Origin of the sequence: Marinobacterium iners DSM 11526, assembly GCF_900107855.1 — a bacterium.
Classification (GTDB): domain Bacteria; phylum Pseudomonadota; class Gammaproteobacteria; order Pseudomonadales; family Balneatricaceae; genus Marinobacterium; species Marinobacterium iners.
This window is the reverse complement of record NZ_FNRJ01000003.1, coordinates 1-25,672: the sequence shown is the minus strand read 5'-3', so window position 1 is coordinate 25,672 and position 25,672 is coordinate 1. Positions and strand designations below refer to the sequence as shown.

The following is a 25,672-nucleotide window of genomic DNA, read 5'->3' as shown; positions in this document are numbered from 1 at the left end:
AAAAAACGCGCAGACGGCGAAGGGGAGCCGGCTACGCGCCAGGAGTGGTACTGCAGGTTTACCAGGTCAGGACGGCACCAAAGGCCATGGTATCGTTCTTTTCGGTACCCAGAGTGGAACCACTGATTTCAGTCTGGTCGTACTCGGCAATCAGTTTCAGGTTGCTGTTCACAGTATAGAACCAGGCAACTGCTGTATTTTCGTAGGTGAAGTCGGCGCCATTGTCACCTTCGTTTTCACCATATGAAAGGGCTACACGGTTCGGGCCAAAGCTGTAGGAACCCTGCACCAGATACCCATCAAGCTCAACACTTTCATCCGCTACAAAGTTGTCGATTGCTGCCGGGTGGATACCTTCGCTCTGGAAGCCGGATGCCGTCAGTGACAGATCACCAAATTTGACGTTGGCGCCGTAGGAAACACCTGTCGAATCCACACTTGTATCGGCTACTGGGTCATCAGAGCTCTGATACAAGCCACCCAGCCACGCTTTGAAGTCCAAGGAGTCGGTGTTTACTGTGTAGGTCAGTTCACCTTCAAAACGCGGTGCATCTTCTGACGAGTCAGCCGACGATTTGCTTGGATCAAAGATACCAACCGCCAGCTGGAGGCCATTGCGGGTGGGCGAACGGTACGTGATCTGTGCTTTCGGGAACGGATAGGTATAGCCACTGCCGATGTTGCCGAAGGAAACGTTGCCACCATCAATCAGACCCAATGCATCAGAAGTCTGGCCATAACCGAGCAGCAACTCGTCTGACATGATGTTGGTACGGTTGAACAGACCAAAGTCTTTACCGATCAATACTTGGCCCCAGTCACCATCGACTGTGCCGTAGAACTGACGTACATCGATGCCGGTATCGGTACCCAGAGACTCACCCCGCCCCTGATTATTGGCACGCACCACATCGGAATCATTGATGCTGACCCAGAACGATGAACGCGCACCAAGCTTCAGGTCACCTGTTTCCTTGCCGAAATTGAAACCGATCCAGTTGGGCAGGAAGCCCATTTTGACACGAGACTGCTCGCGGCCATCATTGTCACTGTGTACGTAGAAAGCGTTGATCAGGCCATCGGTCGAGAACGTTGTACCTTCCTGATCATACAGCTTGATCTCGGCCTGAGCCTGGGCAGCCATACCCAGTGCAATCATTGCAGGCAGAAGTCTGGTGGTGAATTTTTTATTGTTCATGGTTTCCCCCAAATAGAAACATCGGTCATGACATCGTGATTACGATGGGGTGATGTTCGCCCAAGGGGAGACCTTGATATATGCAACAACAGAAGGTTTTGTGCACGCTTTCAGGCGCACTACCGAGGCAGACTGAACCGTATCAATGCCGGAGTATTACGACTCTGCCTGAAGGTAGCAGAAGCAGGTGTAACATAAGATATGCTTTATATCCAATTGATATCAATAGATTAATCGCTCAGCTGAAAGTTCAACAAAAAAGCCCTGCCGACAGAGCCGGCAGGGCTTTTTCAAACAGCGGGTATCAGTCGATCAGCTTTTTTTCGGCAGTTTGAAGGTCCAGACAGAGCCACCCTGGTTCAGGTGTTTGACACGCTTGGCCACTTCACCACCCCAGAGCGGTACCGCACCACCCCAGCCGGACACAACGGAGACGTACTGCTCACCATCCATCTCCCAGGTAATCGGCGAACCGACAATGCCTGAACCGGTGTTGAACTTGTACAGCATCTCGCCGGTTTTGGCATCGAATGCCATCAGGTAGCCTTCAGGGTTACCAGTGAACACCAGGTTGCCCTTGGTGGTCAGCACCCCACCCCAAAGCGGCGCGTAGTTCTTGTAGCGCCATACTTCCTCGCCGTTAACCGGATCGATCGCACGCAGCACACCAATATACTCTTCATTCATCGGCCTGATGGTGAAACCGGCACCCAGATAGGCAGCTCCTTTCTTGTAGGAGATCGGTTCGTTCCAGATATCCATCTCCCACTCATTCGAGGGTACGTAGAACAGCCCGGTATCCTGGCTGTACGCCATCGGCATCCAGTTCTTGCCGCCCAGGAAAGAAGGCGCAGACACAACGGACTCACCCTGCTTGCCCTCTTTGGCATCGAGCGGATTACCCGGACGACCACCGTCCTTGTAGACCGGACGGCCTTTCTCATCCAGACCTTCGGCCCAGGTGATCTTGTCAACAAACGGGAAACCACGAATGAAGTCTCCGTTTTCACGGTTCAGGACATAGAAGAAGCCGTTACGGTCGGCAGTGGCCGCCGCCTTCACCGTTTTTCCACCCTGGGTGTAATCGAACGAGATAACCTCGTTCACGCCATCGAAGTCCCAACCGTCGTGAGGCGTGGTCTGGAAGTGCCATACAATTTTGCCGTCATCCGGATTAATTGCCAGACGCGATGAGGAGAACAGGTTATCACCCGGACGCAGATGCGAGTTCCAGGGAGCGGGGTTACCGGTACCGAAGAACAGCAGGTTGGTATCCGGATCGTAGGTACCGCCCAGCCAGGTAGCAGCACCGCCCGTTTTCCAGAGATCACCCGGCCAAGTCTGGCCCGGCTTGCCACCGGAGATGCCATTCTCAACCTTCTTGCCATCCTTCCAAACATATCCCATGTGGCCTTCCACGGTCGGACGGGTCCAGAGGATATCACCGGTTTTGGCATCATAGGCTTCAACCTTGCCCACTACGCCGAATTCGCCACCGGATACACCGGTAATGATCTTACCGTTCACGATCAGCGGTGCAGCCGTAATCGAGTAGCCTTCCTTGTAGTCGGCCACTTTCTTGATCCAGACCACCTTGCCGGTATCCTTGTTCAGGGCTACCAGCTTGGCATCCAGGGTGCCGAAAATTACCAGGTCATCATACAGACCTACACCACGGTTGATCACGTCACAGCAAGGCATGATGCCATCAGGCAGTCGGGCGTTGTATTCCCACAGCTCGTCACCGGTACGGGCATCAACAGCAAACACGCGTGAATAGGAAGCCGTGACGTACATCACGCCATCTTTGACCATCGGCTGGGATTCCTGCCCACGCTGCTTCTCACCACCGAAAGACAGCGACCAGACCGGACGCAGTTCCTGAACGTTTTCCGTGTTGAGTGCATCAAGCGGACTGTAGCGCTGACCCTGCAGCCCAAGGCCGTTGGTCACAATCGCGTCCGTTGTCATATGATCGGCGAGAATATCCTTGTCGGTCACACCTGCCTGCGCCAGTGTTGCAACCGACATGGCTGCAACCAGCGTGGATAGAGCGAAGCCATTACGGCAGCCAAATTTCTTCATCGCTGTCCCCTTTGAGGATTTTTGTTGTTCGGGAGAGAGCCGGGAAAATTTCCCGACCCGTACAGGCATTCTTGAATTTGACCCCGTTTGGAACAATTGAACGGGCGAAGCAGTTTTCTCCTCACTTGGTAGTAATACCCGGCTGGAGAGCCTGCATTGACTGGCCTTTGCCGCAGCCGTCAACGGCCAAAAGCCGCCTCTTCATAGGCAGGAAAGAGATGAACAACGCTGCGCTGGAACTCGACTTCACGCAGGGCGATGCTGTCAAACTCGGAAGGGATCGGCAGCTGCATCACTTCAGTCATGCTCAAGCCCTGCTCTGCGGCATCACGCAACGTTTTGTCCAGCCAGACCAGATAGGTGTCCATCTGATCAAGCGCACGTTGATCGCTCACCATTGGCCCATGCCCTGGCAGCATCAGCTTGAATGGATACTGCCGCAGTTGTGCAATTTCATCTCGCCACTGCTGCAGTCCTGGGGTATGTGGAGTTGTCAGGGCGCGCTGATAGAACACCATGTCAAAGGGAAACAGCACTCCGGTGCTGTGGTCAAACAGCACCAGATCAGCACCACTGTGCCCACTCATTCGGATCCACTCCAGTCGATGGCTGCCCATCTGCTGCACACCGGGTTCAAGTGTCTCGGTCGGCACCACCACTTCCGTGCCGCGCATCCAGTCCCCTACCAGCCGGTACATGTTTTCCGCAAAACTGTCGCCGTGGTTTCGAATCTGCTGCTGGGTCTCCGCCAGAGACACAATGGGAACATCCTGGAATGCCTGATTACCCAGAAAGTGATCGGGATGCTGATGGGTATTGATCACCATGCGAATAGGCTCATCCGTGACCGACTGAATCGCTTCAAGCAGCGCTTCGCCATAACGGCGTGAGACACCTGTATCCAGTACCAGTACCCCATCGCCAGTTGCTATGAAGGCGGTATTGACGATGTTACCACCATTTTCAACGCTGAAGTCTTCGGTACGCCCCTCAATGAACCAGGTGTTCTCGGCCACTTCCACCGGCTTAAGCCCATAATCGAACGACGCTGCGTTGGCCGACAGAGAGACCAGCAGGCACAATAAAGCGGTTATCCGTTTCATCTGAACCTCCTAAAGTGGCCGTGTGAATTCATTACCACCGTTATCCCTCAGCCAGAGGGTATAACCGGTCGTATCTTCATCAAGATCAAAGCTGATCACCGGGTTCTCAGATACCGGCTGAGACAACTCCATACGGATCTGAACCTCGCCGGCCCCATTACGCAATTCAAGCTGCTGCAGATAAAACTCCGGAATCGCATCCACCAACCCAGTGTCCATCGGGTGGATCACACGCAATTTAAGCCGAGATCCCTCGCCTTCTGCGTTGCTGAAGCGGCGCGCCTGAACTTCGCCGAGGTGACTCTGCCAGTAAGGATCCGCATTACCCATACTGGGCGTGGTGCAACCACCACCGGCCGCTTCGAGCTGGGCATAGCCAATATGCCAGCTGCCGCTTTTGGTCAGCACGGCCGCTCGCACTGCGGTACTCTGCTGCACCTTAATGCGCAGTGAAACGCGACCGTTGGCGTTCTTAATCGGGTAGTAGTCGAAGATATGCTGGATCGGGTTCAGGTCAGCCCAGACCACAATGCGCTCGATCTCACCGGCAAAGGCACTGGCATCGATACTGATCGGCACCTGGGCAGGATCTTCGGCAAATGCCGGGACTTCAACTTTGATACGAGGCTCAAAGCGGTAGTCTGCATCCCCCAGAAAAATTTTCCGCGTGTAGTCCCACATCACTGAATTGAGGGGATCATCGGGAGTACCCGCCTGCAACACCCCCGTAAACAACAGAGCCAGCAGACCAACAAGGCCTGAGCGAAACATCTGCATGTGTCATTCCTCTTGTTTTTATTGTGTGAATCCTGACTGGGTTATTGCGCTTGAGTCTGGGCTGCCTGTTCCACCTGATAGAAAGACGGCGCACTGAAACGCACCCCATAACGCTCGAAGATCTGCTTCATCTGACCGCCCCTGATCATGTCGTCAAGTACCGCCTCAACGGCATACCCCAGTTGACGATCAGTCTCACGCACCGCAATACCTACATCCCACATCTGCCTGCCCATGGTCGGGAAGCTGTTTTCCGCCAGCCTGAAGCGTGGATTGCCGCCCTGCTCCAGCAACCAGTCGATCTCTGATCGCATTGCCATCACGGCTGCAACCTCACCCTGCTCCATGGCCTCGAACGCAGCACGCGGGTTCACGTAATGGCGAGTCTTGTCACGCAACCGGCCATTCAGAGCGGATGTAAAATAAAAAGCAGGCACGGTATCAACCTCGACCCCTACAGGCTCATACTGAAACACCGCAACAGTTTTGACTGAGTCCAATCGCTGCGAGTCATAGGCGACCTGCCAGCGTTCTTCATGATAGGGCGCCATCATGACCACAAATTCGTTGATCAAATACCCCAGTGAATCCCGTTTGTAGGCATAGGCTTTGTCATAGGGCACTCGCAGCATCACGTCTGCCACGTTTTTCCGCGCAAGAGGATTGTCTTCATCCTTGTCCAGATAGTGCCCCCGCCAGACATTGTTGCGCAGGTCATCTTCGAGACCTTCGTCGGGCGTGATCCAGTGCAGCTGCAGATCAAGCTCCAGCTTATCCGCAATGTGGCGAGCGATATCCACATCCAGCCCGGTAGGCTTGCCCTGTTCCTCCCATGAATACGGTGGAAAGTCCTTGTAGACACCGATACGAATATATCCCGAGTCGATCACGTCATCATACAAACGCGCAAAAGCCTGCTCGTTTCCGAGCAGGCCTGCCATCAGGGATATAAGCAGTGTCAGCAGCTTATTCCTCAACATACTTGGTCTCCAGCCAGGTTCTGATCGCCCAGAGCGCCTCCTGACTCAACGTATCCGCCATTTTGGGCATGTAGACGGCGCCATCACGTACCGCCCCGTTTATCACGCGGTACTTGAACCAGTCATCACCTTCAAAATCCGGGCTCAGGTAACGCAGATCCGGTGCGATACCGCCTGAAATACCGTCCAGTCCATGACAGCGAGCACAATTCTGGTTATAGGCTGAAGCACCAATCTTCACCGCCAGGTCGTGGTCATCAGAAGGCGCACGATAGGGGTTGGTATCTGCCCAGTCTTCACCCAGACTGGACAGCCCTTCGGTATCCACTGCCTGAGGCGTGACATCGCCGTGCGCCAGTACCTGGCCGGAAAGTGCAGAAGCCATCAAAGTGGCAGCCAACAGGCCGGTGAGTTTGTTATGCTTGGACATGGTTGTTCACCCGTTTCTTGTTTTATCTGACAGAACGCAGCCGGGGAACAGGCCCCGACCTTGATGAGCTCATGATGAACCAGCCGTCACAGCGCCAGAATTCAACCTTGGCACCCAAAACATTGGCCTTTGGTAGTAAATTTCACAGATAACCAGTACCAGGGGTTGATTCAGTCACACCAAGGTAGTAAAACTAAAGCATAACCATTTGATTGTAAGGGATTTCTTCCCGGCAACCATGTGGAATCTCCCGCTCACATCCACCTCCATTCCCAGCTTTTCAGGGTCGGCTTCCGTCGCCTGAACCCCCTCTTGCTGAACACAATGCTCTGGCAATGGCCACTCTCGAACGAGGCTGGCTGAACACCACTCAACAGGGTATTGAACTAATGAAAACAAATATAAAAGCGCCACGCCGCGCCCTGCTGGCGGGATCTGTCCAGACCGCTGTACTGGGCATCGCCATCAGCCTTGGCAGTGCCGGGGTACAGGCTGCCTCTTCCAATGTTAGCTGGGACGACATACTCAACGACCAGAGCACCCCGCATGATGTACTTGGCTATGGCATCGGGCCCAAGGCTCAGCGTTACAGCCCGATGAGCGCTATCAATGTTGACAACATCGAGATGCTGACCCCGGCCTGGTCATTTTCATTCGGGGATGAGAAGCAGCGTGGGCAAGAGTCACAGGCGCTGGTGCATGACGGTGTTATCTATGTGACCGGTTCCTACTCACGCATCTTCGCCATCGACGCCCGCACCGGTAAACAGATCTGGTCCTACAGTGCACGTCTGCCGGACGATATTCGCCCCTGCTGCGATGTGGTAAACCGCGGTGCTGCCATCTTTGGTGACAAGGTATTCTTCGGCACTCTGGATGCTGCCATCGTGGCGCTGGACAAGAACACCGGTAAGGTTGTCTGGAAGCAGAAATTTGGTGATCACAGTGCCGGATATACCATGACCGGTGCTCCCACACTGGTAAAGGATCAGAAAACCGGCAAGGTACTGCTGATTCATGGCTCATCGGGTGACGAGTTTGGTGTGGTCGGCAAACTGTTCGCGCGTGACCCGGACACCGGTGAAGAGATCTGGATGCGTCCATTCGTTGAAGGTCACATGGGTCGCCTGAATGGCAAGGAAAGTACGCCGACCGGTGACCCTCGTGCCCCCACCTGGCCAGATGATCCCAACACCGAGACCGGTAAGGTCGAAGCCTGGAGCCATGGCGGCGGCGCCCCCTGGCAGAGCGCCAGCTTTGATGTCGAAACCAACACCATCATCATCGGTGCCGGCAACCCCGCCCCCTGGAACACCTGGGAGCGCACTTCACCTGGCGGCAATCCGCTGGACTATGACAACCTCTACACATCGGGACAGGTTGGCGTCGATCCCAGCACCGGCGAGGTGAAATGGTTCTATCAGCATACCCCTAATGATGCCTGGGACTTCTCCGGCAACAACGAACTGGTGCTGTTTGAATATGATGACGATGGCAAGACCGTCAAGGCCACGGCTCATGCCGACCGTAACGGCTTCTTCTATGTAGTCAACCGTGAGAACGGCAAGTTCATGCACGCCTTCCCGTTCGTTGACAACATCACTTGGGCCACCCATATCGATCCTGACACCGGGCGTCCGGCAGAAGTTGAAGGGCAGCGTCCGCCACCGCCCAAACCCGGTGAGAAAAAAGGCGAATCCATCGAGGTATCTCCTCCATTCCTCGGTGGCAAAAACTGGAACCCTATGGCCTACAGCCAGGATACCGGCCTGTTCTATATTCCGGCCAACCACTGGAAAGAGGATTACTGGACTGAAGAGGTAACCTACCAGAAAGGCGCGGCCTATCTTGGCCAGGGCTTCCGCATTCGCAAAATGTATGACGACCATGTCGGCATCCTGCGCGCCATGGACCCGGTCACCGGTGAAACCGCCTGGGAGCACAAAGAGAAGCTGCCATTGTGGGCAGGCGTTCTCACCACCAAGGGCGGACTGGTCTTTACCGGTACCGGCGATGGCTACTTGAAAGCTTTTGATGCCAAAAACGGCAAGGAGCTGTGGAAGTTCCAGACCGGTTCCGGAATCATCTCCAGCCCCATCACTTGGGAGATGGACGGTGAGCAGTACATTGGTGTCGCCTCCGGCTACGGTGGAGCCGTGCCACTCTGGGGCGGCGATATGGCCGACCTGACCAAGCCCGTACCACAGGGCGGGTCCTTCTGGGCCTTCAAGCTGCCGAAGTGGGCTAACAAGTAAACCCATGGGGCCCAAGCGGCCCCATTTTTCATGGCAGGAGATCTTCCATGCTTAAATTGATTATTCCCACGTTGGCCCTGTCATTGCCACTGACAGCCCTCGCGTGTGAACCCGCGCAAAAAGCCGAATGCCCGGGCGCCAACCTGCAGGGACACAACCTTGCCGGCATGCAGCTTGATGGTATCAACCTGAGCAAAGCCAATCTGCGTTATGCCGATTTGCGCCATGCAGATCTGCGTGGTGCGAATCTTGAAGGCGCCGATCTTAGCCACGCGCTGCTCACACGGGCCAATCTGGAGAAGGCCAACCTGCGCGGTGCCAAACTGAATGAAGCCAATATGGTGGCCATTAGTGGCTGGGCCCTGTTTGCACAGGGGGCTCAATTCAAACAGGCACGGTTGGATGGGGCGGATCTGTCATTTGCCCGTCTTAGCAATGCCCGATTCGAACAGGCTACCCTCTATGCCGCCAATCTTGAAATGGCATGGATGACCAAAACCCGTTTTACAGGCAGCAATCTGCGTGATGCTGACCTGCAGGAAGCCAAGCTCAATAACGCCAACCTTGAAAACGCTGACCTGCGTGGAGCAAAACTCCGCTTTGCAACCTTTCAGAACACCTGGATGGAAGGCTGCACCGGCTGCCCCCACGACTGGATGACGCCTAAACACCCCATTGAGTAACCAGCCACATAACTGAAAGGCCGCTGCAACCTTCATCAGGTGCAGCGGCCATTATCACTTCAGAGAGCAGCCTGCCAGGGCAAGTGTAAAGCTCAAGGCAGCTCAGAGCAGCCCGGCTTGATCAAGCCACAGCGGATAGCCAGATGCACCAGCTCCGCAGTCGATCCGACCTCCAGTTTGCTCTTCAAAAGCGCACTGTGATTGGACACCGTTTTGGCACTGATACAGAGCTGGTCCGCAATGTGTTTCGGGGTAAGGCCTCGCGCCAGCATGACAAAAATCTCAAACTCACGTTGTGTCATGTTGGCCAGCCGAGGATCGCCGCCGCCCTTGCCCTGCATCGCCAGTCGCGTTGCCAGCTCATGCTCCACATAGGGCTGCCCTTGCACCACACGCTTAACCGCGTCCAGCAGAATTTCGGGCGAACTGCTCTTGGTGATATACCCCAGCGCGCCAGCATCCAGGGCCTGCTTAACCATCGGTAGCTCATCATACATGCTGAAGAACAGTACTTTTGCCGATGCATCCCGCTCCAGAATACGTTTGGCCGTTTCGATCCCACTGATATCGGGCAGGTTGATATCCAATATCACCAGGTCGGGCCGCTGTTGCAGCCAAAGCGCAAAACCATCGTGGCCACAGCCAGCCTCGATGATCTCGCACCGTTCCAGCATAGCTTCCAGCAAACTGGCATAGCCCTGACGTACAACCGCATGATCATCGGTCAGCAGAATTTTCATCACTGTGCACCCCCAGGCAACGGAAGATCAAGTTTGAGCAGCAGGCCCTGCCCCACCGCCGAGGTTAATTCCAGACTGGCATTCATGTAACGAGCTCGCTCTTGCATTGAACGCAGACCCACACCAGGACGCAGCTCGGCAGGCAGCCCCTGACCATTGTCCTGCACGCGTAAGCTCAGATGATCACCACAACGGATCAAACTGATACAGACTCGTGTTGCCTGAGCATGCCGCGCCACATTATTCAACGCTTCCTGCAGTAAACGGTAAAGATGAGTCGCTGACTCCTCATCCGGCAATTCCGGCAGGGTTCTGAGCAGCAACTGGCACTCAATTCCACTGCTGCGCTGCCACTGCTCCGCCAGGCTGCGCAGAGACTCCTCCAGCCCCAACGGCTCCAGTATCACCGGATGCAGGCTGCGAATCAGGCGCCGAAAACCCTGCTGAATCTGCTCGCAATCGCGCACGATCAAGGGTGCCGTTTTCGCTACGATATCAGCCCGGTCCGACGCTTTACTCAGCAGGTAGGCCTGGGCATGGATGCCAGTCAGGTATTGGCCCAGATCGTCATGCAGCTCACGAGCGAGGTAGCTGCGTTCCTTTTCCTGCAGCGCCATCAACTCACGGGTCAGACGTCGGTTATCCGATTGCTCACGCTCCAACACCTCGGCCATACGGTTGAAGTGATCGGCAAGACGTCGCACCTCCGGCACAGAGTAGTTGCCAAGGCGGGCATTGAATTGCCCGTGCTGAATACGATCCAGAGCCTGCAGTATCTGAGCAACCGGGCGCATGCCACGGCTCACGCCCCAGCTGATCGCGGCAGACGACAGCAGCGCCGCACCGACAAACAGCCAGAAAATCTGCAACGCCGATTCCCAGACCTCTTCCAACTCATCGGCAGGGTCTGCGATCAGAACCAGCACCTCCTGCTCATTGAGTGGAATGCGTCGCTCAAACAGTGGTTGATGCGCAGGCCAGACCAGTGCTGCAAACCAGTCCGGTGTGTCACCTCCCCCCCAGCTTTCGGGGGTCGGTGACACACCGGCAGGCAGTACCTGCAAACTCAGGTGCCTCAGCTCCACCTGCAGCAAAGAATCCAGATGCTCCGGATAGCGAACTGCCTGCATCAACAGTTGCTCTGCCATCCGCATGCCGGACGAAAGCTCGCGGCGAATATCAGAGCGTGCCTGATGCATCAGGGCATAGAGACTCAGCAGCAGGGCCAGTAAAAAAGCCGCTGCCACCAGCAAGTTCAGTCTGACGACGGCTCGCATGGCATTCAACTTCAGCGAACGCTGAAGACTCCTTCCATGCCCTTGCCTTCAAGCCCTTTCATGAAGAAGCGGTAATCACCAGGCTTGATCGGTACGAAGTAGATTTCGGCTTCGCCTGCCTGTTCGAACTCAAGTTCAGTCAGTGTTGTGGCCTTGATCTCGATATCACCCGCTTCCACCTTACGCAAAAAGATCGAAGTGAAAAATTCAGGTGCCTGCATGGCGTATTCCTTGAGTCCGCTGGACACCACTTTCAGGCGATAGGCCTGACCCGTTTCCAGCTCATAGCGTGTCTGGGACATGGCATAGTCGGTCACCTCACTCCCCAGTACCAGATCGGGCAAGGCTTCAGGGCGAGTTGTGAGATCACCGGCGGCATGGGTTGTCATAGCGGACAACGACAGCAGCGAGCCAACGAGGCAGGTTTTCAGTCTGGACATGGGTGTTTCCTGTGTTTGGCGTAATGGTTCACACCATGTTAGGCCCCACACTCAGGCGCAACATACTACTTCGGTACTGAATGTTTCGTACTTTCTGAATATTTCACCTGTCTCGCCTGCCCCCTAAGCTGGGTCCATAACAATGATAAAGACCTGAGCGTACATCATGAAATCACTGAACCGTCTGACGTTAACCGCCTGCATGGCCCTGCTGCCCTTCAGCCAGACAGCCGGTGCGAGCGCATTGGAGATTCAGATCGCCTACCTGGGCTTTGAGGCCGACCATGGCCCGGTGCTGTCGAATATTCTGCCAGAGCCTGCTGATGCCGGCCTGCGTGGAGCCGAACTGGGCATCAGCGACAGCAACTCAACTGGCCGCTTCCTGAAACATAAGTACAGTCTGCATACTCTCAGCAGTCCGGACTCAGCCAGCCTGATAGCCCATGCCCAGACGCTGTACGATCAGGGCCTGAGGCTGTTTGTACTCAACCTTAATGCGGATCAGCTGCGCCAGATTGCAACACAGTTGCCCGATGATGCTGTCCTGATCAATGCCGGCAGCTCAGACAATGAGCTGCGCAGCAACGCCTGCATACCCGGCATGCTGCACACCCTTCCATCACGCGCCATGCTGACCGACGCACTGGGACAGTGGCTGGCATCAAGGCGCTGGAGTCGATGGCTGCTACTGGAAGGCAACCAGCCTGAAGACAAGGCCTATGCCGACTCATTGCAGCGCAGCGCCGATCGCTTCGGTGCAAAAGTCATTGAGCGCAAGAGCTGGGACTACGACACTGATCTGCGCCGGACCGCCCAGAAGGAACTTCCGCCTTTCACTCAGACCCGTGAATATGACGTTGTTCTGGTCGCCGATGAACGCGGGGATTTCGGTGAATATGTCCCCTACAACACCTGGTACCCGAGGCCGGTGGCAGGCACTCAGGGCATGAGCCCGGTCGCTTGGCACAAGGTGGTTGAGGCCTGGGGTGCCGCCCAGTTGCACAGCCGCTTTGAAAAACAGGCCGGTCGCTGGATGAACAGCCATGACTATGCCAGCTGGGCCGGCGTACGCACCTTTGCCGAAGCGGTTACCCAGACCAGCAGTACCGATCCCGCCACACTAAAGGCCTTTATTCTGTCACCCGAATTTCAGCTCGGTGCATTCAAGGGGCGCAAGCTGTCCTACCGCCCCTGGAGCGGCCAGCTGCGCCAGCCCATTCCGCTGGTCCACCCACGCGCGCTGGTTTCACAATCACCGCAGGAAGGGTTTCTGCACCCGGTCACAGACCTGGACACCCTTGGCTATGACGCCAGCGAAAGTGAGTGTCAGGTTCAATAATAACGAAGGAGTTTAACGGCCATGCGTATTCCGTTCATCAAGGCAGCACTGGTTTCAGCCATGCTGGCCACCCCGTTGGCGCATGCAGCAACAGCGATTGTTTCCAATGAAAAGGATGACACATTGTCATTCATTGACCTGGAAACCCTGGAAGTGACCGACACGGTATCGGTGGGGCAACGTCCACGAGGTATTATTCTGTCAAAGGACAAGTCCCGCCTTTACATCTGCGCCAGCGACTCCGATACCGTGCAGGTGATGGATCTGGCCAGTCGCAAAATTATCGCCAACTTGCCTTCGGGCGAAGACCCGGAGCAGTTCTCCTTGCACCCGGATGATCGTCGCCTGTATATCGCCAATGAAGACGATGCGCTGGTAACCGTGGTTAACACCGAGTCGCATGAGGTGCTGGCACAGATTGAGGTTGGGGTCGAGCCCGAAGGCATGGCCGTCAGTCCTGATGGGCGTTGGGCGGTCAATACCAGTGAAACCACCAGCATGTTGCACTGGATTGATACCGAAACCCATGAACTGGTCGACAATACGCTGGTGGATCAGCGCCCTCGCCATGTTGAATTTACCCGCGATGGCAACATGCTGTGGGCGTCCGCCGAGATCGGTGGAACCGTTTCGATCATTGATGTGGCAAGCCGTGAAATCATCAAGAAGCTGAACTTCCAGATTCGGGGTATCCATCCCGACAAGATTCAGCCTGTCGGCGTCAAGCTGTCAGCGGATGGCCGTTTTGCCTTTGTCGCTCTGGGCCCTGCCAACCATGTTGCGGTCGTGGATACGTCCAGCTACGAGGTGCTGGACTATCTGCTGGTCGGGCGCCGGGTCTGGCACATGGAGTTCACACCTGATCAGAAATACCTGCTGACCACCAATGGTGTCAGTGGTGATGTCTCGGTGATTGATATCGATAAGATGAAAGTGATCAAGTCAATCAAAGTGGGACGCTACCCCTGGGGTGTGGTCACACTGGAGTGATGAGCCGATGAGTATCGAGGCACAGAATATCAGCTTTCGCTACGGCCACCGCCTGGCACTGGACAATATCAGCTTCAGGCTTGAGCCGGGATGTTTCAACGCCCTGCTTGGCCCCAACGGCGCAGGCAAGAGTACGCTCTATGCCCTGCTGACTCGATTGTTTGCCCTGCAGCAGGGTGAGATTCGCATCGATGGGCTGGCGCTGAGGCAACAGCCTCGGGCTCTCATGCAGCGAATCGGGGTTGTGTTTCAGCACAGTACCCTGGATCAGGACCTGAGTGTATTGCAGAACCTGGAGTACCATGGTGCCCTGCACGGACTGTCGACACGCCAGGTGCGTACCGCTGCAGCCCCGCTGCTGGAGCGACTGCAACTGGGTGATCGCCTGCATGACAGTATTCGCAGCCTCAATGGCGGTCATCGGCGCCGGGTTGAGATCGTCCGAGCCCTGTTGCATGAGCCCTCGGTACTGCTGCTGGATGAAGCGTCAGTCGGTCTCGACACCGCTTCTCGGCAGGCGATCAATCGCCACGTGCGCGAGCTGTGCGCTGGCAAGAACCTGACCGTACTCTGGGCCACTCATCTGATTGAAGAGATCGAGCAGGACGATCCGGTACTGATCCTGCATAAGGGACAGATACTCGCCGACAACATTGCCTCTGCAATCTGCTCCGAACATCATTGCCCCTCACTGGCAAAGGCGTTCGAGCGGATTACCGGGCTTGAGGAGCCAACGGCATGCCATTGAAAGCCTACCTGATCTGTTTTAAGGGCGTGCTGAAGCGGGAATTTTTGCGCTTTGTTCATCAACGTACCCGTTTTCTCAGTGCCTTGATCCGCCCTCTGCTGTGGCTGGTGGTCTTTGCTGCCGGTTTCAGGGCAGCGCTCGGGGTATCGATCATCCCCCCCTACCAGACCTATATCACCTACGAAACTTACATCCTGCCAGGGCTGTGTTGCATGATTCTGCTGTTCAACGGCATGCAGGGGTCACTGTCGATGGTCTATGACCGTGAGATGGGCAGCATGAAGGTGCTGCTGATGAGCCCATTGCCACGCGCCTGGCTCCTGTTTTGTAAACTGGTGTCCATTGCTCTGCTGTCGCTGGCACAGGTTTATGCCTTCATCGCACTTGGCTGGCTGGTGGGGGTGGAGCCACCGCTTTGGGGGCTGGTCGCCGTACTGCCGGCGCTGCTGCTGACCGCCTTTCTGCTGGGGGCCATCGGCCTGTTTCTGTCCTCGCGAATTCGTCAGCTGGAAAACTTTGCCGGGGTGATGAATTTCGTGATTTTCCCAATGTTCTTCATGTCATCGGCACTGTATCCGCTGTGGAAGATGCGGGAGTCCAGTGAGTGGCTGTACTGGGTCTGCAGCTTCAATCCCTTTACCCACGCCGTCGAGCTGGTTCGGTTTGCACTCTATCTGGAACTGAATCAGACAGCCCTGCTGATAACACTGGCAACGACTGCCGTATTCACGCTTCTGGCACTGCGGGGCTTCAATCCTGAACGCATGGCCTCGAACACCAAGGGTAAGGGCTGATCCTTAACTGTCGGTGTCTAGCAGGTGACTCATCAGTGCCCGCAGTTTGCCCGGTTTGATCGGTTTGTTCAGCACCCGCACACCAGCATCACGAAACGCCTTGCGGGTCAGGTCACTGCGGTCGGCCGTCAGCATGACAACCGGCACACAGGGCATCCCCTGCGCCTGCATCAGTGACAGCAGCTCGAGCCCGGTAGTCCCTTCTTCAAGATGATAATCCGCCAGAATCAGCTCCACATGGCAGGTCTGCAACCGTTCCATTGCGGCTTCAAGGTCGGGCGCCAGTACAACATCACAGCCCCATCCACCCAACAGCGCCTCCATGCTGGCGAGAATGGAATGGTCATTATCCAGTACCAGAATCTGGCGACCATTGAGCACATCCGAGGGGATCGCTGCAGGCCCACTGGCAGTCACGCCCAGCATTCCGCTGCTGCCACAGACCAGCGGCACCGACAGCTCGAAACACGAGCCTGCCCCCAGTCTTGAGTTGAGATTGACAGGGTGCGCCAGCATCCGCGCGATACGATCCACAATCGCCAGCCCCAGGCCGACGCCGGCCTTGCGACTGCGATGCTGACTCAAACGGCAGAATTCATCGAAGATCGCCTGTTGCTGGTCCTGCGGTATCCCGCCACCGGTATCCCATACCTGAATCAGCAGTCGATCCCCCCGTCGCCTGAACCCCAGCAGCACGCCACCTTCATCAGTGTAACGAAAGGCATTGCTGAGCAGGTTGCGCAGTATACGGGTCAGCAGTCTCAGGTCGCTGCTGATCCAGTGGCGTGAAGGGCGTGCGCGGAAGCTTAACCCGGCTTGTTGCGCAACGGGCTCAAACTCGGCCTGCAGCCCCTGCAACAGTCGCTCGACGGGAAAGCTCTGCAACTCCGGCTGTACCGCATTCTGATCCAGTCGTGAGATGTCCAGCAGATCGGTCAGCAGATGTTCGGCACCATCAAGCGCCAGATGCACCCGGTCGACCAGCTCCGATTCGCTCGTCGGCAGGCTGCGCTCCTGCAAGGCCGCTACCAGTAAACGTGCGGCATTCAGCGGCTGCAGCAGGTCGTGGCTGGCAGCGGCCAGGTACTTATCCTTGCTGAGGTTGGCCGCCTCTGCAGCCTCTTTCGCCAGCTGCATTTCGTGCTCGGCCTGCTGGCGAATACTGACCTCATGCCAGAGCCGGTCATTGAGACTGACCAGCTCACGGGTGCGCTCACCGACGCGTTGTTCCAGCTCTTCGTTGAGTGTTCTCATCCGCTGCTGCACGCGCTTGCGTTCGGTAATGTCGGCCACAAAAGCTTCAATAATGGCGCCATCCGACTCCTGTCGCAGCAGGATATTCATCGAAACCTCTACTGGGCTGCCATCAGTTCGACGCAGGCGGGTTTCATACAGAAACAACTGGCCGGTCTGCGTCAGCTGTTGGCAGATGCGGTCAAGCTCTTGCGGGTCGAACAGCAGATCATCTGCCAGATTGACCTTATGTTCCATCTGCACCGGGTCCGAGTAGCCACAGATACGCGCCAGCGCACGGTTGGAACGGGTCAGACTGCCATCAAGCTCGGCCTGAAAGATGCCATGCAGGGCATTCTCGAACAGCCACTTGTAGCGGTTGCGCTCCGCTTCCAGCTCTTCGACCTTATTCAGTAGTTCGGGGTAGTAACTCTTGCGCGCTGAATGGCCACCAAGACCAATCAGGTCTTCAAACGTAAGACCACTCTCGTCAGAGGGCTTCTTCATACACGGCCTCAACATCACGCCGGTTGGACTTGCGCGGGTTGGTCAGAATACAGGGGTCTTTCAGTGCGTTCTCGCTTAACCAGGGAATATCGGTCAGATGCACTCCCTGCTCGGCCAGCTTTTGATACAGGCCAACTTCACGCTTGAGTGAGATCACGTGCTGCATCAAGCGACGCTTGACCTGAGACTGGCTCAAACCACGCGTATCGATCCCCATGGTTTCTGCGACAATACGGAAGCGGTCCGTGGCGGCATCATAGTTAAAGTCGATTACGTGCTCCAGCAACATGGCGTTGCAGAGGCCATGAGGCAGGTCCAGATAGCCGCCCAGGCTGTGCGACATCGCGTGCACGGCGCCCAGTATCGCATTGGAGAACGCCAGACCTGCCTTCATTGATCCCAGCATTACCTGTTCACGCAGGTGGCCGTCATCAGGCTGTTCTACCAATAGCGCCAGATGACCGTTGATCAGCCGGATGGCATCCAGTGCATGCATGTCAGTCAGTGCACCGCTGCCAGTGGACACAAACGCTTCAATGGCATGTACCAGTGCATCCACGCCGGTACAGGCGGTCAGGAAGGCATCCATGGTGCGGGTGGTATCAGGGTCAATCAGCGCCACATCCGGCACCACGGATTTGCTGACGATGGAGAATTTGAAGCATTCCTGTTGATTGGAAATGATCGCGAACTGTGACACATCCGCTGAAGTACCAGCGGTGGTGGGGATGAAGATCAGCGGCGGAATCGGGCTCTGAATGCGGTCGATCCCCTCAAACTCAAGAATGCTGCGGCCATGGGCACTGACAATGCCAATCCCTTTGGCGCAGTCCATCGGACTGCCGCCGCCAACAGCGACAATCACATTACAGCCCTGCTCGGCATAGATTTCGGCACCGCGCATCACCTGCTCAACCCGTGGGTTGGGGGATACCTCGGTGAAACGAACACAGCCGATACCCTGTTCAAGCAACAGAGATTCGATTTCAGCCACCCAGCCCGCCTGTTCAACGCCGGGGTCAGACACCAGCAGTACCTTGCGTGCGCCAAAGGTAACCGCGTAGTTGGCAACGGTCTTGCGAGCACCACTGCCAAAAATAATCTCGGGCGAAACAAACTTGCGAAGGCGGGAAATTTCACTCATGGGCGTGACCTGTTGCCGCACCGGTCAAACCGGTGTCTGATAATTATTATGTAATCGCGCCATTATACCCACCTGGGCAGGTACAGGTAGTGTACAAACGGCTACAAAAAAACCACAAAATTGCACAAACTGTCATGTCCCTACAACTTTCGCATTAAGTACCATAGTGGCCAATAATTCTCGCCAAGGCAGCAGATCAATGCTGCCACAATTGCAGGATAATTGTTGCCATGGAACAGTCATCTCCCCTTTATCAACATGTCGTGATTGTCGGCGGCGGCGCCGGCGGGCTTGAGCTTGCAACCCGCCTGGCCCGCAAGTACAGCCGCAAAGGCCTCAAGGTCACGCTCGTGGACCGTGAGCCAACGCATATCTGGAAGCCTCTGCTGCATGAAGTAGCAACTGGGTCACTGGATGCCGGCCTCGATGAGTTGAGCTACAACGCTCAGGGCCGCAGCGCCGGTTTCAAATTTCAGATTGGCCAGATGCAGTCACTGGATCGAGAGCAGCGGTGCATTCACCTTGCCCCTGTGTGCGGGCAGGATGGCCAGATGATTCTGCCCGGCCGCGAGCTGTATTACGACTACCTGGTGATGGCCGTAGGCAGCGTAACCAACGATTTTGGCGTCGAGGGCGTGGCCGACCACTGTACCTTTCTCGACAGCCGTGAACAGGCCGAGCAGTTTCGCCATACACTGCTTGAGTCATGGCTCAAGACCAGCAACACGCCGGATGCACGCCTGCGCATCGCGATTGTCGGCGCCGGTGCCACCGGTGTTGAGCTGTCGGCCGAACTGTTCAATACCGCACGCGAACTCAGCGCCTATGGTCTGTCAAAACTGGACCGGCAGCGGCTGGAAGTGATTCTGGTTGAAGCAGGCCCGAGCATACTCCCGGCCTTGCCGCCCCGAATCTCTTCGGCAGCCCGTCATGAACTGGAAAAACTGGGAGTCAGTGTCCGCGAAAACACCAAGGTTGCTTCTGTAAACGAGAAGGGGCTGGTCACCGATACCGGTGAAGTGATCGAAGCGGAGCTGAAAGTCTGGGCCGCCGGTATCCGCGCACCGGACTTCATGCAGTCGCTGGACGGGCTGGAGTGCAATCGCCTCAATCAGCTGGTGGTGCAGCCGGATCTTCGTACCACCGAGGACAAGCGCATTTTTGCCCTCGGTGACTGCGCTGCCTGTGCACGTACGGACGGCAACGGCAATGTACCGCCCCGTGCCCAGGCAGCGCACCAGATGGCCAGCTTTCTGTATCGCCACTTCCGCAAAATTCTGCGTGAAGAGGCCCTGCCGGCCTATGAGTACAAGGACTATGGCTCGCTGGTATCGCTCAGCCGATTCAGCACCGTCGGCAGCCTGATGGGCAACCTGTCCAAGGGCAGCCTTATGGTTGAAGGACGCCTTGCGCGGCTGGTCTATGTCTCGCTCTACCGGCTGCACCAGCTGGCAATACACGGTTACATCAAAACGTTTCTGATCACGCTGGTTGATCGCATCAACTGGGTGATCCGTCCCAGACTCAAGCTGCACTGAGCGAGAGGGAGCCATCAGCACTGAGCCTTGCCGACCATTGGTCGGCTTTTTTTATCTCGGGCAAACCGAAATTTCTGCTACGCTTAACAACGGTTGTTAACGGATTCGGATCGCAACGCTCATGCTGACACCCTCCTTGACCCGCCCGTTGGTGATGGCTGTTTTCATTGCAGATGCCTACTCGTTGGCACTGCATTGGATATACGACCACGACCTGCTAGACCGTGAGCCGATCGATCCAGATCAGCTACACGCACCCCTGAGCCACTGGCACGGCAACAAGCAGGCAGGAGACCTGACCCATTATGGTGATCAGGCCTGGCACCTTTATCAGTTTTTGCAGCAGCACAACCAGTTCAACGCTGTGGCCTACCGCAATAGCTGGGCTCGCTTCATGCGGCATTACACCGGCTATATAGACAAGGCCAGTGCCATGACGCTGCAGAATATCAGTCAGGGAATTGAGCCCGCCGGCTCTGAATCCACAGAGCTGTCGGTCACTGGCCGGGTCGTGTGCCTACTGCCCTTTGTCAGTAACAAGCACGCCTTTCTGGAGCAGGCCCATGCCCTGGCTGCCATAACACACAACTCACCCTCAACACTGGCGACAACCGAGTATCTGGCACGTGTTCTGCTGGACTGCCTGGGCGGCATTCCCGCTGAGGAAGCACTGGAGCGAGAGCTTCACAGCCTGCCCCCTGCGCTGCAACACCTGGTGGCAATGGGACGTGATTCAGCGGCCGACGACACACGTCAGGCGCTGCGCCGATTTGGTATCGCCTGTGATTTGCAGCACGGGTTGCCCGGTGTTGCTCACCTGTTGTGCCGTTACCGTTCTGTGCCTGAGATGCTGCAGCAAAATGCCCTGGCCGGAGGTGACTCCAGTGCCCGCGCGATGATTACAGCCGCCATCATGACAGCACAGGCAGAATCACCTGAACTGCCGCAACACTGGTTACCCCGCTGCTGGCCAGAGACGGCCATCTGATTATTCTGAAAATTCGAAAATTTCAGAATAATGTCAACAAATTACAACAGTATTGCAGTTGATCAGTTGAAACCCTACCCCCAGGTGTTTATGATCCATGCCTTTGTTTTATCTGCACCAAACCATTCCCATGATTTTTGTCACAGGTTGACTACTTTTAAGTAAGCGACCTATTGATCTGAGGCAGACCGGCTATTCGCCAAAGTTGCAACTGGCAACTCGGGCAGGCAGGTACAGATACCATCCGGAGTGATTGGTCGACCCTGTAAAACACCGGGAGCTGCACCGCCATGAGAAACAATCTTCCTGTCACGCAAAAAGAACAGCGTTTCGGCAGCGATGAAAAACTGATTTCCACCACCGACCTCGATGGCAACATTACCCACTGCAACGATGTGTTCGTGAATATCAGCGGCTACTCACGTGAAGAGCTGATCGGCCAGCCACACAATATGGTGCGCCACCCCGATATGCCCGAAGCGGCCTTCAAGGTCCTCTGGGACACCATCAAAGCAGGCAAGCCCTGGATGGGATTGGTCAAGAACCGCTGCAAGAACGGCGATCATTACTGGGTGAACGCCTACGTCACGCCCATTACCGAGCATGGAAAGGTTATCGGCTTCGAGTCGGTACGCGTCTGCCCGGAGCAAGCGGATGTTGCCCGTGCTGAAAAGATCTACGGCCTGATCAATCGCGGCAAGTCGATCAGCAAATTCAGCATTCCCTGGGACTGGGTCATTTTTGTTGTGGCTCTGGTTTTAGCCGGCGTACTGGGCAATCAGGTTTCCCCTCTGCTGGGTGGAGCGCTTTTTGCTGTGGTCGCCGCAGCTCTGCTGGCCAATCAACAGATACAGCGCCAGCGTCGTCTGAATCGATTGCTCAACATGATGCCATCTGCCTTCAAACACCCGGTCGCGACAGCAACCTACACCGACAGCACTGGCAGCCTCGGTGATCTTGAAGTGACTATCAAGAGCGAACAGTCGCACCTGGACACCGTACTCACCCGCATTGATGACGCAGCCCTCAGCGTAGCCGACAAGGCCCGCAGCGGGCTGGAGATGTCGCAGGAATCCTGTGCTGCCATGCGCCGCCAGCAGGAAGAGACCGAAAAGGTGGCCGCCGCCATGCACCAGATGGCTTCCACCATTGCCGAGGTCTCCGGCCATGTGCAGGAAACCGCATCACAGGCTGAGCGTTCCAATACCACAGCAGTGAAAGGGCGTGAACTAGCCAGCACCACGAGTCAGTCGATCGCCCACCTGAGCCAGACGGTTAACCATATCGCTTCCTCGGTTCAGGATCTGGTTGAACAGACCGGCAAGATTGCCGATGCCGCCCGCATCATCGAAGAGATCGCAGACCAGACCAACCTGCTGGCACTCAATGCCGCCATCGAAGCGGCTCGCGCCGGCGAGCACGGTCGTGGCTTTGCCGTGGTCGCCGATGAGGTCCGCCAGTTGGCCATGCGAACCCAGGCCTCTACCCGCGATATTCATCAGATTGTTGATGGGCTGGGCTCTCGTGCCGATCATGCCATCAAGGCTGCGCATGAAGGGCAGGACGAAGCCGATGCCGGCCTTGCGCAGGTGCAGGAAGCCGAGCAGATGCTGAACGAGATCTCCGGAATGATGAGCACCATCGCCAACATGTCGATGCAGATGGCCGCTGCCGTTGAAGAGCAGGCCCAGGTCTCTGAAGGGGTCAACGCTCAGGTTGCCAGCATTTCGGCACTTTCAAGCGAAAGTCTGTTCAAGGCCGAAGAGGCCGCGGGCACCACTCGTGAACTGCAGTCGGTATCCGCTGACATGCATGAGCTGGTCAGCGGCTTCAAGCGCTAAACCAGAATCATCACCACACAGGCAGCGGTCAACAGCCCCATCACTGCGTTGAACCGCTGCCAATGGCGAGGCGTGCTAAACAGCCGCCCAAGTGCAACACCAAACCCGGCCCAGAGGGAAATGGCCGGGATACTCACCAGCCCCATAACCGCAATCAGTACCAGAGCTGACGCCACGAAGGCATCCCCTGCTAGCGTGAACGAAGCCACCCCCGAGATCGACATGATCCATACTTTGGGATTGGCGAACTGAAAGGCTGCTGCCTGCCACAGTCGCAGCGGCCTGCGCTCCGCAGCGCAGTCCACCTCAGGTACGGGAGCCGTCGCGATACGCCAGGCCAGCCAAAGCAGATAAACGCTGCCTACTACCTTCAACGCCAGCTGCATCGCCGGCCAACGCTCAAACATTGCTCCCAGCCCCATGGCCACTGCTGCCATCAGCCCCATACACCCCAGTGTGATACCCATTATGTGCGGCACCGTGCGGCGAAACCCAAAGTTCGCTCCCGATGCCGTCAGCATCATGTTGTTGGGTCCTGGTGTCACTGACATGCTGAACGCAAACAGTATGGCAGGCCCCAGCAGCCCGGTCAGTTCCACGGTTTCCTGAGTCATCACTAACGCCTCTATTGTATGGGTACAATTAAATATTTTTGATTCAATTTTTCTCATTGAATCCATACAATGCACGTTAGACCCTTGCATTTATGCGAGCAATGTTTACTTTGTCACCTATACAATCAATTGTACCCCTGACAAATGGAGCCCGTATGGACCTGCATGAGCGCGCCCGCGCCCGCTGCCACTGGCTGCCCGACCTGACAGGCCGGACCGGCGCACGTTACCAGGTACTGGTCGATCAGCTGGCGGCCGATATCGCCAGCGGCCAACTCAAGCCCGGCGACCGCCTTCCACCGCAACGCCTGCTGGCTGATGCTCTTGAGGTCACCATCGGTACCATCACGCGTGCCTATCGTGAAGCCGAGCGCCGTGGCTTGGTTGAAGCACGCGTGGGCAGTGGCACGCGAGTGAAGGGAACGACCGAACAACCGCCTGACTTTCACCATCTTTCGCGCGCCGGCCATGACAGCATTGACCTGTCACTGAGCATCCCGATTCCCAATCCGCTGCGGCAGCAACAGCTGGCCGCCATTTTGCAACAGATTGCCAGCCTGCCCACAGCTATCGAATCCGCCCTTACCTATCAGCCTGAACAAGGCAGTCCGTTGCAGCGTGAGCAACTCTGCCAATGGCTCAACGCTCAGGGGCTTATGCTGCTGCCTGAAGAGGTCATCCTCACCGAGGGCGGGCAACATGCTGACTTTCTGGCTTTACAGGCATTGATAAAACCGGGTGAAGCGGTGGCCTCTGCTGCCCTCACCTACCCAGGCATGATCGCGGCGGCACGTCAGCTTGGGCTGAAACACATCCCTGTACCCATGGATAGGGAGGGCATACGGCCCGACGCCCTGGAGCGGCTGTGCCAGCAGCAGCGCATCCGCCTGCTCTACCTGATGCCCGAGTACAACAATCCCACTGGCCTGAGCATGAGCCAGCAGCGACGTGAGGCCATCGTCGAGGTCGCACGGCGCCATGACATGCTGCTACTGGAAGATGGTGTGCAATTTGTTACCCCTGACCTGAGAGGAACGCCGTTGTTTGAACTGGCACCTGAGCGAGCGCTTTACATCTTCAGTGCATCCAAGTTGCTGTCAGGAGGTCTGCGATTCGGTGCATTGCGTGCTCCTTCCAATTTGATGCCCCAGCTACGGGTAGCATTGCGTGCACAATGCTGGTCATCACCGGGGTTGATGGGAGCCGTCACCTGTCAGTGGCTGGCAAAGGGACATGCCGACCCGCTGCTGCACTGGCACTGGGATGAAGTACGGACACGCCAGAAACTGCTGCATGAGGTATTGGGGCAGTACAACCTGAGCTCCCACCCCTGTGGTTTTCATGGTTGGCTCCAGCTGCCGGAACCCTGGCGTGCGGCCGATTTTGTCAAACTTGCCGATAGCAGAGGTGTTACGCTGATTGCCGCAGAACCTTTCTGTGTCGGCACTCAGCCCGCACCTCAGGCTGTGCGCATCTGCGTAACGCCCCCTGCCAGCCGTGAGCGGCTGCAGGAGGGACTGGAGCGGCTTGCACAACTGCTACATGACGAACCACCGCTGATGCCCCCGCTGCTGTAAATGCAGAGTCGATATCAGCTGTTATACTGAACCTGTTCCGACAAGGAGGGAAACAATGATGAGTGTTGAAGTGAGCGGCCTGTTCGGCCTTATCGTTCTAGTACTCAACGTCATGGCCATCGTGAAAACCATCCAGAGCCCTGCCACCACCATGGCAAAGGTGGTCTGGATTGTCGTGATTCTGCTGCTGCCTGTGCTTGGCCTGATTCTGTGGTTCTTGCTTGGACCCAGGGGCTGAAACGGTTCTGACGTCCATTCAGGACCTCAACCTTCAACAGAAGAGGTCCTGCACCGCCTTAGCGGTACAGCACCTCTGGCAGGATAAGCGCAATGGACGGGATGAAGATAATCAGCATCAGGCGCACGATATCCGCCATCCAGAAGGGTGTCA

General features: G+C 56.4%; 23 protein-coding genes. 11 read left to right on the top strand and 12 right to left on the bottom strand.

The window, feature by feature from the left end; all coding sequences use genetic code 11:
* Positions 1-58: 58 nt before the first annotated feature.
* The 6 genes from BLV48_RS04740 to pedF form a co-directional block, all read right to left on the bottom strand.
* Complete coding sequence (locus BLV48_RS04740; RefSeq protein ID WP_091823910.1) at positions 59-1,198, bottom strand: porin; 1,140 nt, start codon at positions 1,196-1,198, stop codon at positions 59-61.
* 312 nt (positions 1,199-1,510) lie between these two features.
* The gene (locus tag BLV48_RS04735) at positions 1,511-3,283 is read right to left on the bottom strand and encodes a PQQ-dependent methanol/ethanol family dehydrogenase (RefSeq protein ID WP_091823908.1); all 1,773 of its coding nucleotides are present in this window, start codon (positions 3,281-3,283) and stop codon (positions 1,511-1,513) included.
* Positions 3,284-3,462: 179 nt separating this feature from the next.
* Complete coding sequence (locus BLV48_RS04730) at positions 3,463-4,386, bottom strand: quinoprotein relay system zinc metallohydrolase 1 (protein WP_091823905.1); 924 nt, start codon at positions 4,384-4,386, stop codon at positions 3,463-3,465.
* Positions 4,387-4,395: 9 nt separating this feature from the next.
* Positions 4,396-5,163 (bottom strand): quinoprotein dehydrogenase-associated SoxYZ-like carrier, encoded by a 768-nt coding sequence (locus BLV48_RS04725; protein WP_091823902.1) that lies wholly within the window; start codon positions 5,161-5,163, stop codon positions 4,396-4,398.
* Between the two features lie 41 nt (positions 5,164-5,204).
* Positions 5,205-6,143 carry a substrate-binding periplasmic protein gene (locus tag BLV48_RS04720; RefSeq protein WP_091823898.1) on the bottom strand — a complete coding sequence of 313 codons (939 nt, stop codon included), beginning with the start codon at positions 6,141-6,143 and terminating at the stop codon, positions 5,205-5,207.
* A complete protein-coding gene (gene pedF, locus BLV48_RS04715) occupies positions 6,130-6,573 on the bottom strand; it encodes a cytochrome c-550 PedF (RefSeq protein ID WP_091823895.1) in 444 nt (147 codons plus the stop codon). Before pedF ends, BLV48_RS04720 begins: the two co-directional genes overlap by 14 nt.
* Before the next feature lie 389 nt (positions 6,574-6,962).
* Here pedF and BLV48_RS04710 point away from each other — a divergent pair, with 389 nt between their 5' ends.
* Both BLV48_RS04710 and BLV48_RS04705 read left to right on the top strand, forming a co-directional pair.
* Positions 6,963-8,828: a PQQ-dependent methanol/ethanol family dehydrogenase gene (locus BLV48_RS04710; RefSeq protein ID WP_091824532.1), complete on the top strand. Its 1,866-nt coding sequence runs from the start codon at positions 6,963-6,965 to the stop codon at positions 8,826-8,828.
* Positions 8,829-8,875: 47 nt separating this feature from the next.
* Positions 8,876-9,511, top strand: coding sequence for a pentapeptide repeat-containing protein (locus BLV48_RS04705; protein ID WP_091823892.1), 636 nt, complete (start codon positions 8,876-8,878; stop codon positions 9,509-9,511).
* 92 nt (positions 9,512-9,603) lie between these two features.
* Here the strand turns inward: BLV48_RS04705 and BLV48_RS04700 are convergent, their stop codons facing one another.
* Genes BLV48_RS04700 through BLV48_RS04690 form a run of 3 tightly spaced genes read right to left on the bottom strand, consistent with a single transcriptional unit; the run spans position 9,604 to position 11,968 of the window.
* A complete protein-coding gene (locus tag BLV48_RS04700; RefSeq protein ID WP_091823890.1) occupies positions 9,604-10,251 on the bottom strand; it encodes a response regulator in 648 nt (215 codons plus the stop codon).
* Positions 10,251-11,528 carry a sensor histidine kinase gene (locus tag BLV48_RS04695; RefSeq protein WP_091823887.1) on the bottom strand — a complete coding sequence of 426 codons (1,278 nt, stop codon included), beginning with the start codon at positions 11,526-11,528 and terminating at the stop codon, positions 10,251-10,253. The genes BLV48_RS04700 and BLV48_RS04695 overlap by 1 nt, the downstream gene beginning before the upstream one ends.
* Positions 11,529-11,539: 11 nt before the next feature.
* Positions 11,540-11,968 (bottom strand): cupredoxin domain-containing protein, encoded by a 429-nt coding sequence (locus BLV48_RS04690; RefSeq protein ID WP_091823884.1) that lies wholly within the window; start codon positions 11,966-11,968, stop codon positions 11,540-11,542.
* A 166-nt stretch (positions 11,969-12,134) separates the two neighbouring features.
* On the opposite strand from BLV48_RS04690, the gene BLV48_RS04685 reads away from it, so the two are divergent.
* Genes BLV48_RS04685 through BLV48_RS04670 form a run of 4 tightly spaced genes read left to right on the top strand, consistent with a single transcriptional unit; the run spans position 12,135 to position 15,839 of the window.
* A complete protein-coding gene (locus tag BLV48_RS04685; protein ID WP_091823881.1) occupies positions 12,135-13,307 on the top strand; it encodes an ABC transporter substrate-binding protein in 1,173 nt (390 codons plus the stop codon).
* A 21-nt stretch (positions 13,308-13,328) separates the two neighbouring features.
* Positions 13,329-14,297: a YVTN family beta-propeller repeat protein gene (locus BLV48_RS04680; RefSeq protein WP_091823879.1), complete on the top strand. Its 969-nt coding sequence runs from the start codon at positions 13,329-13,331 to the stop codon at positions 14,295-14,297.
* A gap of 7 nt (positions 14,298-14,304) precedes the next feature.
* Positions 14,305-15,045 (top strand): ABC transporter ATP-binding protein, encoded by a 741-nt coding sequence (locus tag BLV48_RS04675; protein WP_091823876.1) that lies wholly within the window; start codon positions 14,305-14,307, stop codon positions 15,043-15,045.
* Positions 15,036-15,839, top strand: coding sequence for an ABC transporter permease (locus tag BLV48_RS04670; protein WP_217632948.1), 804 nt, complete (start codon positions 15,036-15,038; stop codon positions 15,837-15,839). The genes BLV48_RS04675 and BLV48_RS04670 overlap by 10 nt, the downstream gene beginning before the upstream one ends.
* A 3-nt stretch (positions 15,840-15,842) precedes the next feature.
* Here BLV48_RS04670 and BLV48_RS04665 read toward each other — a convergent pair whose 3' ends face one another.
* Together BLV48_RS04665 and ercA are read right to left on the bottom strand one after the other, a co-directional pair.
* On the bottom strand, positions 15,843-17,579 hold the full coding sequence (locus tag BLV48_RS04665) for a PAS domain-containing hybrid sensor histidine kinase/response regulator (RefSeq protein ID WP_091823872.1): 1,737 nt from the start codon (positions 17,577-17,579) through the stop codon (positions 15,843-15,845).
* Positions 17,563-18,723: an alcohol dehydrogenase-like regulatory protein ErcA gene (gene ercA, locus BLV48_RS04660; RefSeq protein ID WP_091823869.1), complete on the bottom strand. Its 1,161-nt coding sequence runs from the start codon at positions 18,721-18,723 to the stop codon at positions 17,563-17,565. Before ercA ends, BLV48_RS04665 begins: the two co-directional genes overlap by 17 nt.
* A gap of 230 nt (positions 18,724-18,953) precedes the next feature.
* On the opposite strand from ercA, the gene BLV48_RS04655 reads away from it, so the two are divergent.
* From BLV48_RS04655 to BLV48_RS04645, 3 genes are all read left to right on the top strand, one after another.
* Positions 18,954-20,261 (top strand): NAD(P)/FAD-dependent oxidoreductase, encoded by a 1,308-nt coding sequence (locus tag BLV48_RS04655; protein WP_091823866.1) that lies wholly within the window; start codon positions 18,954-18,956, stop codon positions 20,259-20,261.
* Between the two features lie 121 nt (positions 20,262-20,382).
* On the top strand, positions 20,383-21,249 hold the full coding sequence (locus tag BLV48_RS04650; RefSeq protein ID WP_091823863.1) for an ADP-ribosylglycohydrolase family protein: 867 nt from the start codon (positions 20,383-20,385) through the stop codon (positions 21,247-21,249).
* 290 nt (positions 21,250-21,539) lie between these two features.
* The gene (locus tag BLV48_RS04645) at positions 21,540-23,090 is read left to right on the top strand and encodes a methyl-accepting chemotaxis protein (protein ID WP_091823860.1); all 1,551 of its coding nucleotides are present in this window, start codon (positions 21,540-21,542) and stop codon (positions 23,088-23,090) included.
* Here the strand turns inward: BLV48_RS04645 and BLV48_RS04640 are convergent.
* Entirely contained in the window at positions 23,087-23,704 is a 618-nt protein-coding gene (locus tag BLV48_RS04640) for a LysE family translocator (protein ID WP_091823857.1), read from the bottom strand. The genes BLV48_RS04645 and BLV48_RS04640 overlap by 4 nt on opposite strands.
* 155 nt (positions 23,705-23,859) lie before the next feature.
* Here BLV48_RS04640 and BLV48_RS04635 point away from each other — a divergent pair, with 155 nt between their 5' ends.
* Together BLV48_RS04635 and BLV48_RS04630 are read left to right on the top strand one after the other, a co-directional pair.
* Positions 23,860-25,281, top strand: coding sequence for an aminotransferase-like domain-containing protein (locus BLV48_RS04635; protein ID WP_175527585.1), 1,422 nt, complete (start codon positions 23,860-23,862; stop codon positions 25,279-25,281).
* A gap of 55 nt (positions 25,282-25,336) precedes the next feature.
* Positions 25,337-25,519 (top strand): PLDc N-terminal domain-containing protein, encoded by a 183-nt coding sequence (locus BLV48_RS04630; RefSeq protein WP_422730689.1) that lies wholly within the window; start codon positions 25,337-25,339, stop codon positions 25,517-25,519.
* The last annotated feature ends 153 nt before the right edge of the window (positions 25,520-25,672 follow it).

Coding starts and splice junctions, on each gene's coding strand:
- BLV48_RS04740 (WP_091823910.1), bottom strand. CDS start 1,198: ATGAACAATAAAAAATTCACCACCAGACTTCTGCCTGCAATGATTGCA.
- BLV48_RS04735 (WP_091823908.1), bottom strand. CDS start 3,283: ATGAAGAAATTTGGCTGCCGTAATGGCTTCGCTCTATCCACGCTGGTT.
- BLV48_RS04730 (WP_091823905.1), bottom strand. CDS start 4,386: ATGAAACGGATAACCGCTTTATTGTGCCTGCTGGTCTCTCTGTCGGCC.
- BLV48_RS04725 (WP_091823902.1), bottom strand. CDS start 5,163: ATGCAGATGTTTCGCTCAGGCCTTGTTGGTCTGCTGGCTCTGTTGTTT.
- BLV48_RS04720 (WP_091823898.1), bottom strand. CDS start 6,143: ATGTTGAGGAATAAGCTGCTGACACTGCTTATATCCCTGATGGCAGGC.
- pedF (WP_091823895.1), bottom strand. CDS start 6,573: ATGTCCAAGCATAACAAACTCACCGGCCTGTTGGCTGCCACTTTGATG.
- BLV48_RS04710 (WP_091824532.1), top strand. CDS start 6,963: ATGAAAACAAATATAAAAGCGCCACGCCGCGCCCTGCTGGCGGGATCT.
- BLV48_RS04705 (WP_091823892.1), top strand. CDS start 8,876: ATGCTTAAATTGATTATTCCCACGTTGGCCCTGTCATTGCCACTGACA.
- BLV48_RS04700 (WP_091823890.1), bottom strand. CDS start 10,251: ATGAAAATTCTGCTGACCGATGATCATGCGGTTGTACGTCAGGGCTAT.
- BLV48_RS04695 (WP_091823887.1), bottom strand. CDS start 11,528: ATGCGAGCCGTCGTCAGACTGAACTTGCTGGTGGCAGCGGCTTTTTTA.
- BLV48_RS04690 (WP_091823884.1), bottom strand. CDS start 11,968: ATGTCCAGACTGAAAACCTGCCTCGTTGGCTCGCTGCTGTCGTTGTCC.
- BLV48_RS04685 (WP_091823881.1), top strand. CDS start 12,135: ATGAAATCACTGAACCGTCTGACGTTAACCGCCTGCATGGCCCTGCTG.
- BLV48_RS04680 (WP_091823879.1), top strand. CDS start 13,329: ATGCGTATTCCGTTCATCAAGGCAGCACTGGTTTCAGCCATGCTGGCC.
- BLV48_RS04675 (WP_091823876.1), top strand. CDS start 14,305: ATGAGTATCGAGGCACAGAATATCAGCTTTCGCTACGGCCACCGCCTG.
- BLV48_RS04670 (WP_217632948.1), top strand. CDS start 15,036: ATGCCATTGAAAGCCTACCTGATCTGTTTTAAGGGCGTGCTGAAGCGG.
- BLV48_RS04665 (WP_091823872.1), bottom strand. CDS start 17,579: ATGAAGAAGCCCTCTGACGAGAGTGGTCTTACGTTTGAAGACCTGATT.
- ercA (WP_091823869.1), bottom strand. CDS start 18,723: ATGAGTGAAATTTCCCGCCTTCGCAAGTTTGTTTCGCCCGAGATTATT.
- BLV48_RS04655 (WP_091823866.1), top strand. CDS start 18,954: ATGGAACAGTCATCTCCCCTTTATCAACATGTCGTGATTGTCGGCGGC.
- BLV48_RS04650 (WP_091823863.1), top strand. CDS start 20,383: ATGCTGACACCCTCCTTGACCCGCCCGTTGGTGATGGCTGTTTTCATT.
- BLV48_RS04645 (WP_091823860.1), top strand. CDS start 21,540: ATGAGAAACAATCTTCCTGTCACGCAAAAAGAACAGCGTTTCGGCAGC.
- BLV48_RS04640 (WP_091823857.1), bottom strand. CDS start 23,704: ATGACTCAGGAAACCGTGGAACTGACCGGGCTGCTGGGGCCTGCCATA.
- BLV48_RS04635 (WP_175527585.1), top strand. CDS start 23,860: ATGGACCTGCATGAGCGCGCCCGCGCCCGCTGCCACTGGCTGCCCGAC.
- BLV48_RS04630 (WP_422730689.1), top strand. CDS start 25,337: ATGATGAGTGTTGAAGTGAGCGGCCTGTTCGGCCTTATCGTTCTAGTA.